Raw genomic sequence first — 14,788 nt, forward strand, 5'->3', positions numbered from 1 at the left:
TCGCGCCCGCCCTTGCAATCCTCCGCAATGCCCCGGCGCTTGCCCCTCGGGCGGACCCCTGCTAGGCGCGCGCACAATGTTGCATCGCAGCGCCAGATCGCAGCTTCGGCGCATGCCGTAGCGTCCGGCGCTGTCGCCAACCCGCCACAAACCCCGCCTAACCGGGCTGCCTTTACGCGCCCGCCCCGTTTCCTGCCCCGCCACCTGTCTTTTCTAACCCGGATGCGCCCCGCAGCCGGCTTTTCACCGGAAGTTTTCGCAAAAATGTCGTCCGCCCTCAGAAATATCGCGATCATCGCCCACGTCGACCACGGCAAGACCACGCTGGTCGACCAGCTGTTCCGTCAATCGGGCACCTTCCGCGACAACCAGCGCGTCGAGGAACGCGCGATGGATTCGGGCGATCTCGAAAAGGAACGCGGGATCACCATTCTTGCCAAGTGCACCAGTGTCGAGTGGGAAGCCGGCGGTGATACCACCCGCATCAACATCGTCGACACCCCCGGCCACGCCGACTTCGGCGCGGAAGTTGAGCGCATCCTCAGCATGGTCGACGGAGTGATCCTGCTGGTCGACAGCGCCGAAGGGGCGATGCCGCAGACCAAGTTCGTCACCGGCAAGGCGCTCGCGCTGGGCCTTCGCCCGATCGTCGTCGTCAACAAGATCGACCGCCCCGACGGCCGCCCGCAGGAAGTGCTCGACGAGGTGTTCGATCTGTTCGTCAGCCTCGATGCCAATGACGAGCAACTCGATTTCCCGGTGCTCTACGCGAGCGGACGCGAAGGCTACGCCAGCGAGAGCGCCGACGCGCGCGAGGGCACGCTCGCCCCGCTGTTCAACAAGGTGATCGAGCACGTCCCGGCCCCCGGCCTCGACCCCGATGCCAAATTCGCCTTCCTCGCCACCCTGCTTGATCGCGACAACTTCATGGGCCGCGTGCTCACGGGGCGCGTCCAGTCGGGCACGATCCGCGTCAATGATCCGATCCATGCGATCGACATGGACGGCAAGGTGATCGAAACCGGCCGCGCGACCAAGCTGATGAGCTTCGACGGGCTCGAACGCGTGCCGGTCGAGGTCGCGCGGGCGGGCGACATCATCGCGCTCGCCGGGCTCGAGAAGGCGACCGTCGCCAACACCGTGTGCGATCCCTCGGTGACCGACCCCATCGCCGCCCAGCCGATCGACCCGCCGACGCTGGCGATGCGCTTCTCGGTCAACGACAGCCCGCTTGCGGGCCGCGAGGGCAGCAAGGTCACCAGCCGCATGATCCGCGACCGCCTGCTGCGCGAGGCCGAAACCAACGTCGCGATCCGCGTCACCGAATCCGAGGACAAGGACAGCTTCGAGGTCGCCGGGCGCGGCGAACTCCAGCTGGGCGTGCTCATCGAGACCATGCGCCGCGAAGGCTTCGAGCTCGGCATCAGCCGCCCGCGCGTGCTGTTCCGCGAGGAAGGCGGCAAGCGCATGGAGCCTTACGAGACCGTCGTGATCGACGTCGATGACGAACACTCGGGCACGGTCGTCGAGAAGATGCAGCGCCGCAAGGCCGACTTGTCCGAAATGCGCCCCTCAGGGCAAGGCAAGACCCGCATCACCTTCAGCGCCCCCTCGCGCGGGCTGATCGGCTATCACGGCGAATTCCTCTCCGACACGCGCGGGACGGGGATCATGAACCGCCTTTTCGAAAAATACGGCCCCTACAAGGGCCCCATCGAAGGCCGCATCAACGGCGTCCTCATCTCCAACGGCGATGGCGAGGCGGTGGCCTATGCCTTGAATTCGCTGGAAGAGCGCGGCACCTTGTTCATCAGCCCGCAGATGAAGGTCTACGAAGGCATGGTGATCGGCGAGAACGCCAAGCCCGATGACCTCGAGGTCAACCCCTTGAAGGCCAAGCAGCTCACCAACATCCGCTCGAGCGGCAAGGACGACGCGATCCGCCTCACCCCCCCGCGCCGCATGAGCCTCGAGCAGGCGATCGCCTATATCGACGATGATGAAATGGTCGAAGTCACCCCCCAGTCGATCCGCCTCAGGAAGGCGATCCTGTGCCCGCACGAACGCAAGAAGGCGCGGCGCAAGAAGGAGGATTGATGGTCAGATCGGGCGGGCAGCAAACTCGCCCGTGACCTCATCGAAGGCCGTGATCTGCATGACCGTATCAAGGTCGGCGACTCTGTCCTTGATCGTCTTGGGATGTGCTTTTTCGTCCTGAGCGATGACCCAGACCACTCGAATCTGGCCTGCGCAGTGATCGAGGGCATGACGGATATGGCGCTTGCGCTCCTTGTTTCCCCAGAGATGCTGCCATCGGGCAGCGCCGGAAGGGTCGAAATAATCGACGGAGCGATCAGCCGCGGCTTTGTGCCTCCAGATCGTGAGAACGACCGTTCTGCCATCCTCACTTGCGGCGGACCACGCCTGGCGAATGTTGTGAGACGAAGCTCCAAAATGAGCGAAGGCTTCGGTTAGGGTCGTCGTTCGCGGCATGTGATCCAATATGCCACGACAATGCTGCTGGATAAAGTCGGGTGAAATGTGGCCAACCCCGCCCGCACCCGTTACGCCTCGCTTCCATGAACACCTACACCCTCGCCAGTCTTGCCGCCTATTTCCTGCTGATGGTCGCCATCGGCATCTATGCCTGGGCCAAGACCCGGGCGGATTCTTCGGGGTATCTGCTTGCCGGGCGCAATCTCGGGCCGGCGGTGACGGCGCTCTCGGCAGGGGCCTCCGACATGTCGGGGTGGCTGTTGCTGGGGCTGCCGGGGGCACTGTTTGCCTCCGGCCTGGTCGAGGCGTGGATCGCCATCGGGCTTACGGCGGGCGCGGCATTGAACTGGATCATCGTTGCCCCGCGCCTGCGCGAGCAGACCGAGCGGCTGGGCGATGCGCTCACCATCCCGCAGTTCCTCGCCAACCGCTTTCCCGAAGCCGGCACGCTGCTGCGCGTCACCTCGGCGGTCATCATCGTCGGCTTCTTCACCGTCTACACCGCGTCGGGCATGGTCGGCGGGGGCAAGCTGTTCGAGACGGCGTTCGCGGGCGCGCTGCCGGTCGCGGGGATGAGCGATTACATGGTCGGCATCCTGCTGACCGCGGGGATCGTGCTGGTCTACACCATGATCGGCGGGTTTCTGGCCGTCAGCCTCACCGACTTCGTGCAAGGGGTGATCATGATGTCCGCGCTGGTGATCATGCCGCTGGTGATCCTGACGGGCACCGAACCCGGCACGCTCGCCGCCCGGCCGCCCGAGGGTTTCCTCAGCCTCACCCACGGGGCGAGCCTGATCGGCATCATCAGCGCGGTGACCTGGGGTCTGGGCTATTTCGGCCAGCCGCATATCATCGTGCGCTTCATGGCGATCGACAAGGTCGAGAACGTCCCGCTTGCCGGATGGATCTGCATGATCTGGATGGTGATCTCGCTGGTCGGCGCGGTGGCGGTGGGGCTGTCGGGGCGCGTCTATGCCGACACCCATGGCCCCGTGGTCGAGGACCCCGAGACGATCTTCATCCTGCTTGCACAGATCCTGTTCCACCCGGCGGTGACGGGCTTCCTCTACGCCGCGCTGCTCGCCGCGATCATGAGCACGATCTCCTCGCAGCTGCTGGTCTCGTCGAGCTCGCTCACCGAGGATTTCTACCGCCTGTTCCTGCGCCGCAACGCGACCGAGGCGGAGGCGGTCAATATCGGGCGGCTGTGCGTGGCGCTGGTCGCAGGCGCGGCGCTGGTGATCGCGGCCGATCCCGACAGCGAGGTGCTGGGCCTCGTGTCCAACGCCTGGGCGGGCTTCGGCGCGGCATTCGGCCCGCTGATCCTGCTCGCGCTGACCTGGGAACGGATGACCGGCGCGGGCGCGGTGGCCGGGCTGGTGACGGGGGCGGCGGTGGTCGCGGGGTGGATCGCGCTCGGCTGGAACAAGGCCTTGCTGGGCGGCCCGGGGCTCTACGAGATCGTGCCGGGCTTTGCCGCCTCGCTGCTGGCGATCCTGGTGGTCAGCCGCCTCACCGCGCCGCGCAAGGCGCAGGTATAACCGCAGACGCCGGCGGCGCGAAACGGGGGGAGCGAGGCCCGCTCGGCCGTCCCCCCTCCAGCGACGCGCCGATGCGGGCCTCGCGCCCTTTTCACCGGGCCCCGCTTCCGGCATACTCCCGGCCCGGGGAGGACGCGGCATGGCGGGACATTCGGCAGGCGGCAGCGGCGGGCGGATCACCGGGCTCGGCGGCATTTTCTACAGGGTGAAGGATCCGGCCGCGAGCCGCGCGTGGTATCGCGAGGTGCTGGGGCTGGATGGCGAATATGGCCCGCAGCTGGCCTGGGCGGACGAGCCGCGCGCGCACCCCTATTCGCTGATCAGCCATTTCGGCGATGACAGCTACATCCAGCCCGGCACGGGCGGCTTCATGATCAACCTCAGGGTCGATGACCTCGCCGGTTTCGTGGCGGACCTGCGCGCCAAAGGCGTCGATATCCTCGGCGAGGCGGACGAAGGCTATGGCAGGTTCGCCTGGCTGCTCGACCCTGACGGGGTGAAGATCGAGCTGTGGGAGCAGGTCGAGGACCGTCTGCCATAACGCAGCACCCCGTTAGGGATACCCGGTAACCACGCAAGCTTTTCTTAACCGAGTTTCTTGCGCGGGTCTTAATTATGCCTGCGCAATAATGCCTAGCAATGCGGCATATGACACTTCTTTCCAGAACGGCTTGGCTGGCAGGCGCGGCGGCGCTGCTGGCGGGCTGCGGCTCGGTGGTTCCGGGCGTGAGCGGCGGGGCGCAGCGCGCGGCGCGCAGCACCGCGAGCGCTCCGGCGCGTCCGGCCGTGGCGGTCGCCTCGGCGCCGCGCTCCTTTGCGCCGCGGCCGGGCGAGGCGAACTGCCTTGCCGATCTCGGCGCCAGCGGAGCACGCTTCGATCCCGTGCCCGACACCTATGCCGCCCCGGGCTGCAACCAGCTCGGCACGGTGCAGCTGATGGCGCTGGCGGGCGACCGCGCGCCGCTCTCCATCGCCAACCTCGGCCCGGTCCAGTGCCAGGTCGCCAAGGCGTTCGGCGACTGGGCGCGCTTCGGCGTCGACCGCGCCGCGCGCCAGCTGCTCGGCAGCCGGCTCGCGCGGATCGAGACGATGGGTTCCTACAATTGCCGCAACGTCGCCGGGACCGGGGTGCGTTCGGCCCATGCCCGCGCCGAGGCGATCGACGTGTCGGCCTTCGTGCTGGCCGACGGGCGGCGCATTGTCCTTGAACGCGACTGGCAGGGCGGCGATGCGGCGACGCGCGAGTTCCTGCGGGTGGTGCACAAGAGCGCCTGCAAGCGCTTCGGCACGGTGCTCGGCCCCGCATACAATGCGGCGCACGAGGATCACTTCCACCTCGAGGGCACCGGCGCGAAGTTCTGCCGCTGAGCCGCCGGCCGCGTGGCGGCGGGTGAGCCGGCACGCCGCCTCCACCCCCTGCCCCCACCTCTGGCGGCGACCCGCGCAAGCGCGATGCACGCCCGGTCCCGCCGGGACAAGTTGGCGGCCCCGCTCACCGGATCACCGGCAAGGGGGCCGCCGAGAAGACGAAAACTCTCAATCCAAGGCTGCTGGCGGCTGGTGCCCTCAAGGGGGGGGAAAGGGCCGGGACAGTCGCGGGCGCGTGGTATCAGGCGCGCAGCTTGGGTTCGAGTTTCGCCTCCAGTTTGAGCCGCACCGCTTCAGCCGCGTGGCGCGCACCGAGCTTGGTCATCATGTTGGCGCGGTGGATTTCGACGGTGCGCGGGCTGATATCAAGCTCGCGCGCGATGGCCTTGTTGCTGCTGCCCTCGGCCAGCCAGTCCAGAACTTCGCGCTCGCGCGCCGAGAGGGTGGAGATGCGATCGCGCGCCTCGATCATGCGGCGGCGGGCGGCGCCGAACTGTTCGGCTTCCTTTTCGATGCGGAGCAGGCAGCGGGTGAAACGTTCAGGGTCAAGCGGGAGAGCGAGATAATCGAGCGAGCCGGCCTTGATCGCCTCGACGATGCGGCCCGGGCGGGGCTGCACTTCGACCGCGATCATCGGGAGCCAGATCCCGAGCCTGCCGAGGCGGTCGAGGATCATCCCCACCCCGCCTTCCTCGGGCGTGTCGCGGGCGATGATGATCCCCTCCCTCGGCGGGTGGACCGCGAGTTCGGAGAGGTCACCATAGACCTCGCAGTGGTGGCCAAGCGCGAAGCCTACACGAGCCAGTTCGGCGCGTTGGCGGCTGCACGAGTCGATGAAGTGGAGGGAGGCTTTGCGTGTCATGTGAGCCTGTCTGCGCTAACCGATTATGGGTTTCACGCAGGAGCGCCCCCGATCCGGAGGATTTACCGTCTCCCCGAAAGGTCAAGTATCTCTATTTTAAAAGTATTTTACCTCCGGAACGGAGCCAGATCAGGCCTGCCCCTTAGGTGTCATCGCTGAAGCTGTAGGGCGGCAGCGAATGGAATGCCGACCGCAGCGCGTTCCCCCAACCCGATGAAATGGCATCATAATATTCATCCTCGGCGGTGACGCGATGTTCATGCAAAGGTTTGAAATTGTCTTTCGATATGACCAGCAGATCCAGCGGCAAACCCACCGACAGGTTAGCCTTGAGAGTCGAATCGAAGCTAACCATCATCAGCTTGACCGCGTCCTCGAAGCTCATGTCCTTCTCGTAGCCGCGGATCAGGATCGGGCGGCCGTATTTGGTCTCGCCGATCTGGAAGAACGGCGTGTCCCAGCTCGCCTCGATGAAATTGCCTTCGGGGTAGATCATGAACAGGCGCGGCTGCATCCCGGCGATCTGCCCGGCGACGATCATCGTTGCGGTGAAGCGCCCCTTGCCGTCCGGCCCGTTGTCGCGCTGGGCCTGTTCGATGGTGGTGCGCAGCAGCCGCCCGATCTCGGTGGCGACCTGGAACATCGTCGGCCCCTTGATGAGGCAGTTCTCGCGCTCCGAGGGCGCCTTGGTGCGTTCCTCCAGCTGGCTGATCACCGCCTGCGTGGTGGCAAGGTTGCCTGCGGTCATCACCGCGATGATGCGTTCGCCCGGCACGCTCCAGTGGAACAGCTTGCGGAAGGTCGAGATGTTGTCGACGCCCGAATTGGTGCGCGTGTCGCTCATCAGGACGAGCCCCTTGTCGAGCACCATGCCAACGCAATAGGTCATGAAAGCATTCTCTCCCTGCCGCTCCCTGACCTGCCCTAGCGCGATGCGCGGCCAAGCGCAAAGGCGGGGCCGGGCGCAAGAGGGGGCGGGGAGATGTGTCCGGCGGATTACTGGTTGGACTGGCTCTGGCTCTGGCTCTGGGCGGCGACCGGCTGGGCTTCCACCGCCACGCCCACGGTCAGCACCTGCTCGGAAGCGCCGATGCTGATGCCGGTGATGGGCGCGGCATCGCGGTAGTCGCTGCCGGTGGCGACGCGCACATAGCGCGGATCGGGCGAGATGCCGTTCGAGACATCGAAGCCCACCCAGCCCAGCCCCTCGACATGGGCCTCGGCCCAGGCGTGGGTTGCTTCCTGCTCGATCCGGTCGTCCATCAAGAGGTAGCCCGAGACATAGCGCGCCGCGACCCCGCTCGCCCGCGCGGCGCCGATGAAGATGTGGGCGTGATCCTGGCACACCCCCGCCCCGTGCCCGACAGCTTCCTCGGCGGTGGTGGCCGAATGGGTGCGGCCGGTCTCGTAGACGATCCGCTCGCGGATCAGCGCAGACAGCGCGTGGAGGAAGTCGAGCGGCTTTCTGGTGTCGCTCGCCGGCACATCGCGCAGCAGACCGCGCAGGCGCGCACCGGGGCGGGTCAGCGGGGTCTGGCGCAGGAAGCTCCACAAGGGCAGGTGGCCCGAATGGCGGCCGATCACCCCGGCATTGTCCTCGGTCTCGACCACCCCCTCGCAGGTCACCGTCACCTCCTGCGCGCCCGGCGTCAGGCCGATCAGCGTGACATGGTTGAAATGCTGGTCGTCATAGTGGAGTTCGGCATGGGCATTCTCGAAGCTCATCCGCCAGTCGAGGATGCGCTGGCCCTGCGTCTCCTTGGGGGTCAGCCGCAGCCGCTGGAGCGCGTGGACCACCGGCGTTGCGAAGGCGTAATGCGTGGTGTGGCGGACCTGGAGTTTCAGCTTGCTCATGCGTGGAACCGGTAATCCTCGGCGATCGCGCGGGCGATGGCGTTGTTGCGGGCGAGGAAATCGACGAGGAATTCGTGCAGGCCCTGCTCGAAGATCTGGTCGACGGTGAGGTGGCTGATCTTGGTGTCCGCCTCGCGCATCAGGGTCACCGCGCTGCCTTCGGTGCCGTGGGTGCGGGCGAGCGCGCCGAGGCAATCGCGCAGGGCATTGCGGCAGAAGGCGAGACTGCGCGGGAAGCGGTAGTCGAGCACCACGAATTCGACGATCCCCCGCGCCTCGATCTGCCCGGCATTGAGCCAGCTATAGACCCGCGCCCCCGCGACCGAGCGCAGCACCTGTTCCCACTGCCCGGTATCGAGGCTCGATCCGACATAGGAAAGCGAGGGCAGCAGCAGGAAATATTTCATGTCGAGAATGCGCGCAGTGCTGTCGGCGCGTTCGATGAAGGTGCCGGCGCGGGCGAAGTGGTAGCCCTCGTCGCGCAGGATCGACCCGTCGAAGGCGCCGTGGACCTGCGTGCCCGCGCGCCGGATCGCCGCCAGCACCTCGCCGACCGCGCTCTGGCCGACGGGCCGCGCCAGCAGGCGGTCGATGCGCATCCAGTTCTCGTTGACCGCTTCCCACAGGTCCGAGGAGATGTTGATGCGGCTCTCGCGGGCGTTGGAGCGGACGGTTGCAAACATGTTGCGGACATTGCCGGGGTTGGAAGGCCCGCGCAGCACGAAGTTCCAGACCGAGATGCCGTCATAGGCCTCGTGCGCGGCCTCGTAGGGCTTCTGCAAGCCGAGCGTCGCGATCACCGAGCGCCATTCCGCCTCGGCCGTCACCACATCGCGGGTCAGCGCCATGCGCAGCGCCGCCTCGAGCAGGCGCGCGGTGTTCTCGGCCCGCTCGAGATAGCGGAACATCCAGAACAGGCCGTTGGCGGTTCTGCCTAGCATACTCCCCTCCCGCTTGCGGGAGGGGCCGGGGGTGGGCACGAAGCCGCACACCGCCCCTTGACGGGCCCACCCGTAACCCCTCCCGCAGGCGGGAGGGGGACTTTGGCAAGGCGATCGGTCCGCACCATCAGTCCTTCAGCACCCAGGTGTCCTTGGTGCCGCCTCCCTGACTGGAATTGACCACCAGCGAGCCCCTCTTGAGCGCCACCCGCGTGAGCCCTCCGGGCGTGATGTCGATCCCCTCGGGCGAGACCAGCACGAAGGGCCGCAGGTCGAGGTGCCGGGGCGCGAGGCCCTTGGCGGTGTAGATCGGGCAGGTCGACAGCGCGAGCGTGGGCTGGGCGATGTAATTGTCGGGCTTGGCGACGAGCTTTTCGCGGAAAAGCGCGATCTCGCGCTTCGACGAGGTTGGCCCGATCAGCATCCCGTAGCCGCCCGAGCCGTGGACTTCCTTGACCACCAGCTCGGCGAGATTGTCGAGCACGTAAGCCAGCGAGTCCTTGTCCGCGCAGCGCCAGGTCTGGACGTTGGGCAGCAAGGGCCGCTCGCCGGTGTAGAATTCGACGATCTCGGGCATGAAGGAGTAGATCGCCTTGTCGTCGGCAACGCCTGTGCCCGGCGCATTGGCGATGGTGATCCCGCCCGATCGGTAGACGTCCATGATCCCCGGCACGCCCAGCACGCTATCGGGATTGAACGTCAGCGGATCGAGGAATTCGTCATCGACCCGGCGATAGAGCACGTCGATCGGCTTGTAGCCGCGCGTGGTGCGCATCTGTACGCGCCCGCCGGTGACGCGCAGGTCGCTGCCCTCGACCAGTTCGGCGCCCATCTGGTCGGCAAGGAAGGCGTGTTCGAAATAGGCCGAGTTGAAGATGCCCGGCGTCAGCACCGCGACGGTCGGCTTGCCCCCGCCGAACGCCGGCGGGACGCAGGCGGCAAGGCTGCGGGCCAAGCGGCGCGGGTAGTTCGAGACGCTCTCCACCCCGATCCGGCTGAACAGATCGGGGAACATCCCCATCATCGTCTCGCGGTTTTCGAGCATGTAGGAGACCCCCGAGGGGGTGCGGGCATTATCCTCGAGCACGAAGAATTCGTCCGGCCCGGTGCGCACCAGATCGATGCCGACGATGTGGGTGTAGATGCCGCCCGGCGGGGTGAAGCCGACCATGTTGGCAAGCCACGCGTCGTTTCTGCGCAGAAGGCGTTCGGGCAGGCGGCCCGCGCGCACGATTTCCTGCCGGTGATAGAGGTCATAGAGGAACGAGTTGAGCGCGCGGACCCGTTGTTCGATGCCCTTCGACAGCTTGCGCCATTCGGCCGCGGTGATGATGCGCGGCACCATGTCGAAGGGGATCAGCCGCTCCTCGGCCTCGTTCTCGCCATAGACGTTGAAGGTGATGCCGGTGCGGCGGAAAGTGTCATCCGCCTCGCGGTTCTTGCGGCGCAGGAATTCTGGCGGCTGTTCGTGATACCAGCGGCAATATTCGGCATAGGCCGGGCGGGTATTGCCTGCCTCGTCGAACATCTCGTCGAAATTCCCGCCCCGCGCCTGCATCGACCCCCGCTGAATGACTTAGTCCGGCCACTCTAACCCCGCTTTCGCAAAAGGAAAGCGGATGGGGCATTTGACGTAGATGGGGGTGGACACAAACCTCAAGCTTGGTCCGTCACCCCAGCGAAAGCTGGCACCTAGAGCCGCAAGCAATAGATTGTGGAGCCCTGGGCGCCAGCTTTCGCTGGGGTGACGAACCGCAGCAACCTTACCCCCGCACGCTCTCCAGCTCCGCCAGCAGCGTCGCGATCACCTGCGGGTCGTAGGTGAAGCCCATGTGGGTGCAGCGCACGGCCACCGCGCGGTCGCGCTCGCCCGGGCGGCCGGCGGCGCAGCGCGGGCCGATGACGCCGTCATTGGCGCTCCACAGCGCGACCGTCTCGACCGGGGGCTTGACGGCGAGCTCGGCGGCGATCGGGGGCGCGTCGACCGAATGGCCGGTGATGAACTGGTAGGCGCGCCACACGTTGTTGGCGCGGGGGCTTCCCGAAAAGGGCGAGCCCATCGAGATCACCTTGGCGACGCTGCCCGGCTGGCGCTTGGCGATCTCGCGCGCATAGAGCCCGCCGAGGCTCCAGCCGATCAGCACGACCTTGCGGCCGTGGCGCGCGTGGAGCTGGAGCAGGCGCTCCTCGATCGCGTCGAAGCGTTCGGGATCGGGGCCCCAGTTGCGGCCCAGCCCCCAGCGCTTGGTGGTGTGCCCGGCGGCCTCGAGCGCGCGCGCGAGGTAGCGCATGCGCATCGGGTGGGTGGCAAAGCCGGGGAGGATCATCGCCACCTGCGGATTGCTGGTGGGCGCAATCGCGAGCTTGCGGCGCGGGCGGCGGATCGGTTCGGCCAGCACCCCGGCCTCGCCCAGCAGGCGCATCAGGCGCGGCTTGCCGAGTTCGTGTTCTTCCGGACAGGCCTCGCGCGCCAGGGCGACGCGGCGGGCGAAGAGGCTCGCGCTATAGGCCTGCTGCGCCTGCGCACCCGCAGCGCTCGCCGCCGCCATCAGCGGGGCGGGCAAGCGGGGCAATTCGGGGAGGAAACGCTGCTGGGCCATTGACACGACCCAACCAGATTCCCTCTGATCGTTCAATTAATTGTAACATGCGTAACAATTCCGACACATTTTATCCGGCAGGTTTTTCAGAGGCTTGCGCTGCGGGACATTCGCCGAGGCGTTCATGCTTCACGGTGAAGGTCATGCGGCCCTTGCCCATCCCTTCGAATTCGAGATCGGTCGCGGCTTCAAGATCGCTGCCCGTGGGGGTGATCGTCCCCTGCATGGCGATCCGCGAGGTGCGCCCCTTTGCGGCGCAGACCATCACCGCATCGAGCTTGCCGTCCGCCATGGCGAAGCGTTCATAGGTGCACTCGCCATCCTGGCCCTGGCGGACCATCTCCTCGAAGCCCTTGTCGACATCGGCCTTGGTGAGACAGTCCTCGGTGGTGACGATCTGGCCCGCGCCGTGCCCGTCGGGAACGCCGGGGATCGCGATATTGGTCATGGTGACGGTGGTCTTGTAGAGCCCGGGCCGGGGGCGGGGAATCTGGGCTTGCGCCTGTTCGGCCGCCTCTGTGCCGCCGGCCGTGCCGTTCTTGCCGCTCTCGGCGGTGCCTCCGCCCGAACAGCCCGCCAGCAGCGCGGTGACAGCGGCGGCGGCGGCGGCGAGGATGGTGGTGCGGGTCATGGGGCGCTCTCCTGATGCTTGCCTCATGCATAACAGCTTTCGCGCCGAAGCGTGCCCGCAAATCCGCGCCGCGCCTTGCGCGTCCCCGCTTTGTTCCCCATACAGGGCCCATGGCCGAACTCGTGATCCGCCGCGGACTGGACGAGCCCGAAACGGGCGCCGATTTCGTCCCCCACCGCCCCGCCCGCCCCGACAAGTCGATGGGCGGCATCCCCTTCACGCTGGTCTCGGACTACGCGCCCGCGGGCGACCAGCCGACCGCGATCCGCGAGCTGACCGAGGCCGCGCTGGCCGGAGAGCAGACGCAGGTGCTGCTGGGCGTCACCGGGAGCGGCAAGACCTTCACCATGGCCAAGGTGATCGAGACCCTGCAGCGCCCCGCCCTGATCCTTGCCCCCAACAAGATCCTCGCCGCGCAATTATACGGCGAGTTCAAGAGCTTCTTCCCCGAAAACGCGGTCGAGTACTTCGTCTCCTATTACGACTACTACCAGCCCGAAGCCTATGTGCCGCGCTCGGACACCTATATCGAGAAAGAGTCGAGCGTGAACGAGGCGATCGACCGGATGCGCCACTCGGCCACCCGCGCGCTGCTGGAGCGCGACGACGTGATCATCGTCGCCTCGGTCTCGTGCCTCTACGGGATCGGGTCGGTCGAGACCTATTCGGCGATGATCTTCGACATCAAAGTGGGCGAAGTGGTCGACCAGCGCGAATTGATCCGCAAGCTCGTCGCCCTTCAATACAAGAGAAACGACGCCGCCTTCACCCGCGGGTGTTTTCGCGTGCGCGGGGACAGCCTCGAAATCTTCCCCTCGCACTATGAGGACATGGCCTGGCGGGTGAGCTTTTTCGGCGACGAGATCGAGGCGATCAGCGAATTCGACCCGCTGACCGGCACCAAGGGGGCCGCGCTGGAGAAGGTCCGCGTCTACGCCAATTCGCACTATGTGACGCCGGGGCCGACGATGAAGCAGGCGGCGGCGGCGATCAAGTTCGAGCTGGAAGAACGCCTCAAGGAGCTGGAGGCCGAAGGCAAGCTGCTCGAACGCCAGCGCCTCGAACAGCGCACCAATTTCGACCTTGAAATGATCGCCGCCACCGGCTCCTGCGCGGGGATCGAGAACTACAGCCGCTTCCTCACCGGCCGCCTGCCGGGCGAGCCGCCGCCGACGCTGTTCGAATACCTCCCCGAAAACGCGCTCCTGTTCGTCGATGAAAGCCACCAGACCGTGCCGCAGATCGGCGCGATGGCGCGCGGGGACCACCGGCGCAAGCTGACGCTCGCCGAATACGGCTTCCGCCTGCCCTCCTGTATCGACAACCGTCCCTTGCGGTTCAACGAATGGGACGCGATGCGCCCGCAGACCTTTGCCGTCTCGGCCACGCCGGGCGGCTGGGAAATGGACCAGACCGGCGGCGTCTTTGCCGAACAGGTGATCCGCCCCACCGGCCTCATCGACCCGCCCGTCACCATCCGCCCGGTCGAGGACCAGGTCCAGGACTGCATCGCCGAGTGCAAGCAGGTCGCCGCATTGGGCTACCGCACGCTGGTGACGACGCTCACCAAGCGGATGGCCGAAGACCTCACCGAATTCATGCACGAGGCGGGCGTGCGCGTGCGCTACATGCACTCCGACGTCGAGACGCTGGAGCGCATCGAGCTGATCCGGGACTTGAGGCTCGGGGTCTATGACGTGCTGGTCGGCATCAACCTGCTGCGCGAAGGCCTCGACATTCCCGAATGCGGGCTGGTGTGCATCCTGGACGCCGACAAGGAGGGCTTCCTGCGCTCCGAGACTTCGCTGATCCAGACCATCGGCCGCGCCGCGCGCAATGTCGATGGGCGGGTGATCCTCTATGCCGACCGCATCACCGGCTCGATGGAACGCGCGCTCGCCGAAACCGACCGCAGGCGCGCCAAGCAGCAGGCCTATAACGAGGAACACGGGATCACGCCGCAGACCATCAAGCGCAACATCCACGATATCGTCGCGCACACCGCGGCGCAGGATAGCGTGCTGGTCGACACGGGCGATGACGAGCGCAACAACCTCGTCGGGCACAATCTCAGAAGCTACATCGAGGACCTCGAAAAACGCATGCGCGATGCCGCCGCGAACCTCGAGTTCGAAGAGGCCGGCAGGCTTCGCGACGAAATCCGGCGGCTGGAAGCGGACGAGCTTGGGCTCCCGGACGCGGCCTCAAGCAGCGCAGCGGTAGGCCAACAAAGACGCGCACCGATCGTGGGGCGCTCGAACGAGGGTAAGCCGGGGACGAGAAAGACGCGCTTTGGAAAGACGCGGTATAAGCGGATGGGGGGGAAGCCTTGAGACCCCTCAAATCGCTTGCAAAGAGAGCCAAACTATCATAGATACTATCTCAGATAGGAATCTATGTCATGCAAATCGAAATCGACTGACGTGTCCCCCAGCTTGGATTAGAGTCTGGCGGTTGTTTTGCGCATCGGCGCGGTTGAAGCAATGGGCTGC

13 protein-coding genes are annotated in these 14,788 nt (G+C 66.4%); 5 read left to right on the top strand and 8 right to left on the bottom strand.

Annotated elements, in window-relative coordinates; all coding sequences use genetic code 11:
* Positions 1–264 precede the first annotated feature (264 nt).
* Positions 265–2,097, top strand: a complete 1,833-nt coding sequence (gene typA, locus D620_RS0110690) for a translational GTPase TypA (protein ID WP_017665802.1) — start codon at positions 265–267, stop codon at positions 2,095–2,097.
* A 3-nt stretch (positions 2,098–2,100) separates the two neighbouring features.
* Here typA and D620_RS16425 read toward each other — a convergent pair whose 3' ends face one another.
* The gene (locus D620_RS16425) at positions 2,101–2,502 is read right to left on the bottom strand and encodes a hypothetical protein (protein ID WP_155800109.1); all 402 of its coding nucleotides are present in this window, start codon (positions 2,500–2,502) and stop codon (positions 2,101–2,103) included.
* Positions 2,503–2,579: 77 nt separating this feature from the next.
* Here D620_RS16425 and putP point away from each other — a divergent pair, with 77 nt between their 5' ends.
* From putP to D620_RS0110710, 3 genes are all read left to right on the top strand, one after another.
* The gene (gene putP, locus D620_RS0110700) at positions 2,580–4,040 is read left to right on the top strand and encodes a sodium/proline symporter PutP (RefSeq protein WP_017665804.1); all 1,461 of its coding nucleotides are present in this window, start codon (positions 2,580–2,582) and stop codon (positions 4,038–4,040) included.
* A 139-nt stretch (positions 4,041–4,179) separates the two neighbouring features.
* Positions 4,180–4,581 carry a VOC family protein gene (locus D620_RS0110705; RefSeq protein ID WP_017665805.1) on the top strand — a complete coding sequence of 134 codons (402 nt, stop codon included), beginning with the start codon at positions 4,180–4,182 and terminating at the stop codon, positions 4,579–4,581.
* A gap of 107 nt (positions 4,582–4,688) precedes the next feature.
* A complete protein-coding gene (locus D620_RS0110710) occupies positions 4,689–5,408 on the top strand; it encodes an extensin family protein (protein WP_017665806.1) in 720 nt (239 codons plus the stop codon).
* 241 nt (positions 5,409–5,649) lie between these two features.
* On the opposite strand, the gene D620_RS0110715 is transcribed toward D620_RS0110710, so the two are convergent.
* The 7 genes from D620_RS0110715 to D620_RS15210 form a co-directional block, all read right to left on the bottom strand.
* Complete coding sequence (locus D620_RS0110715) at positions 5,650–6,270, bottom strand: response regulator transcription factor (protein WP_017665807.1); 621 nt, start codon at positions 6,268–6,270, stop codon at positions 5,650–5,652.
* A 142-nt stretch (positions 6,271–6,412) separates the two neighbouring features.
* The gene (locus D620_RS0110720) at positions 6,413–7,159 is read right to left on the bottom strand and encodes a proteasome-type protease (protein WP_026092137.1); all 747 of its coding nucleotides are present in this window, start codon (positions 7,157–7,159) and stop codon (positions 6,413–6,415) included.
* 107 nt (positions 7,160–7,266) lie between these two features.
* Complete coding sequence (locus tag D620_RS0110725) at positions 7,267–8,115, bottom strand: transglutaminase-like domain-containing protein (RefSeq protein WP_026092138.1); 849 nt, start codon at positions 8,113–8,115, stop codon at positions 7,267–7,269.
* 5 nt (positions 8,116–8,120) lie between these two features.
* Positions 8,121–9,065, bottom strand: coding sequence for an alpha-E domain-containing protein (locus D620_RS0110730; protein WP_026092139.1), 945 nt, complete (start codon positions 9,063–9,065; stop codon positions 8,121–8,123).
* Between the two features lie 127 nt (positions 9,066–9,192).
* Positions 9,193–10,623, bottom strand: a complete 1,431-nt coding sequence (locus tag D620_RS0110735) for a circularly permuted type 2 ATP-grasp protein (protein ID WP_017665811.1) — start codon at positions 10,621–10,623, stop codon at positions 9,193–9,195.
* 205 nt (positions 10,624–10,828) lie between these two features.
* The gene (locus D620_RS0110740; RefSeq protein WP_017665812.1) at positions 10,829–11,665 is read right to left on the bottom strand and encodes an esterase/lipase family protein; all 837 of its coding nucleotides are present in this window, start codon (positions 11,663–11,665) and stop codon (positions 10,829–10,831) included.
* A 70-nt stretch (positions 11,666–11,735) separates the two neighbouring features.
* Complete coding sequence (locus tag D620_RS15210; RefSeq protein ID WP_017665813.1) at positions 11,736–12,296, bottom strand: DUF3617 domain-containing protein; 561 nt, start codon at positions 12,294–12,296, stop codon at positions 11,736–11,738.
* Positions 12,297–12,406: 110 nt separating this feature from the next.
* On the opposite strand from D620_RS15210, the gene uvrB reads away from it, so the two are divergent.
* On the top strand, positions 12,407–14,629 hold the full coding sequence (uvrB, locus tag D620_RS0110750; protein ID WP_017665814.1) for an excinuclease ABC subunit UvrB: 2,223 nt from the start codon (positions 12,407–12,409) through the stop codon (positions 14,627–14,629).
* Positions 14,630–14,788: the final 159 nt, after the last annotated feature.

The sequence above is a fragment of the Porphyrobacter sp. AAP82 genome (assembly GCF_000331285.1).
GTDB lineage: Bacteria > Pseudomonadota > Alphaproteobacteria > Sphingomonadales > Sphingomonadaceae > Erythrobacter.

Excerpts from the sequence above, each read along its gene's own strand:
- D620_RS0110735 (WP_017665811.1), bottom strand. The coding sequence starts at position 10,623 with ATGCAGGCGCGGGGCGGGAATTTCGACGAGATGTTCGACGAGGCAGGC.
- D620_RS0110715 (WP_017665807.1), bottom strand. The coding sequence starts at position 6,270 with ATGACACGCAAAGCCTCCCTCCACTTCATCGACTCGTGCAGCCGCCAA.
- D620_RS0110720 (WP_026092137.1), bottom strand. The coding sequence starts at position 7,159 with ATGACCTATTGCGTTGGCATGGTGCTCGACAAGGGGCTCGTCCTGATG.
- D620_RS0110740 (WP_017665812.1), bottom strand. The coding sequence starts at position 11,665 with ATGGCCCAGCAGCGTTTCCTCCCCGAATTGCCCCGCTTGCCCGCCCCG.
- D620_RS0110710 (WP_017665806.1), top strand. The coding sequence starts at position 4,689 with ATGACACTTCTTTCCAGAACGGCTTGGCTGGCAGGCGCGGCGGCGCTG.
- D620_RS15210 (WP_017665813.1), bottom strand. The coding sequence starts at position 12,296 with ATGACCCGCACCACCATCCTCGCCGCCGCCGCCGCCGCTGTCACCGCG.
- D620_RS0110730 (WP_026092139.1), bottom strand. The coding sequence starts at position 9,065 with ATGCTAGGCAGAACCGCCAACGGCCTGTTCTGGATGTTCCGCTATCTC.
- typA (WP_017665802.1), top strand. The coding sequence starts at position 265 with ATGTCGTCCGCCCTCAGAAATATCGCGATCATCGCCCACGTCGACCAC.
- D620_RS0110705 (WP_017665805.1), top strand. The coding sequence starts at position 4,180 with ATGGCGGGACATTCGGCAGGCGGCAGCGGCGGGCGGATCACCGGGCTC.
- uvrB (WP_017665814.1), top strand. The coding sequence starts at position 12,407 with ATGGCCGAACTCGTGATCCGCCGCGGACTGGACGAGCCCGAAACGGGC.
- putP (WP_017665804.1), top strand. The coding sequence starts at position 2,580 with ATGAACACCTACACCCTCGCCAGTCTTGCCGCCTATTTCCTGCTGATG.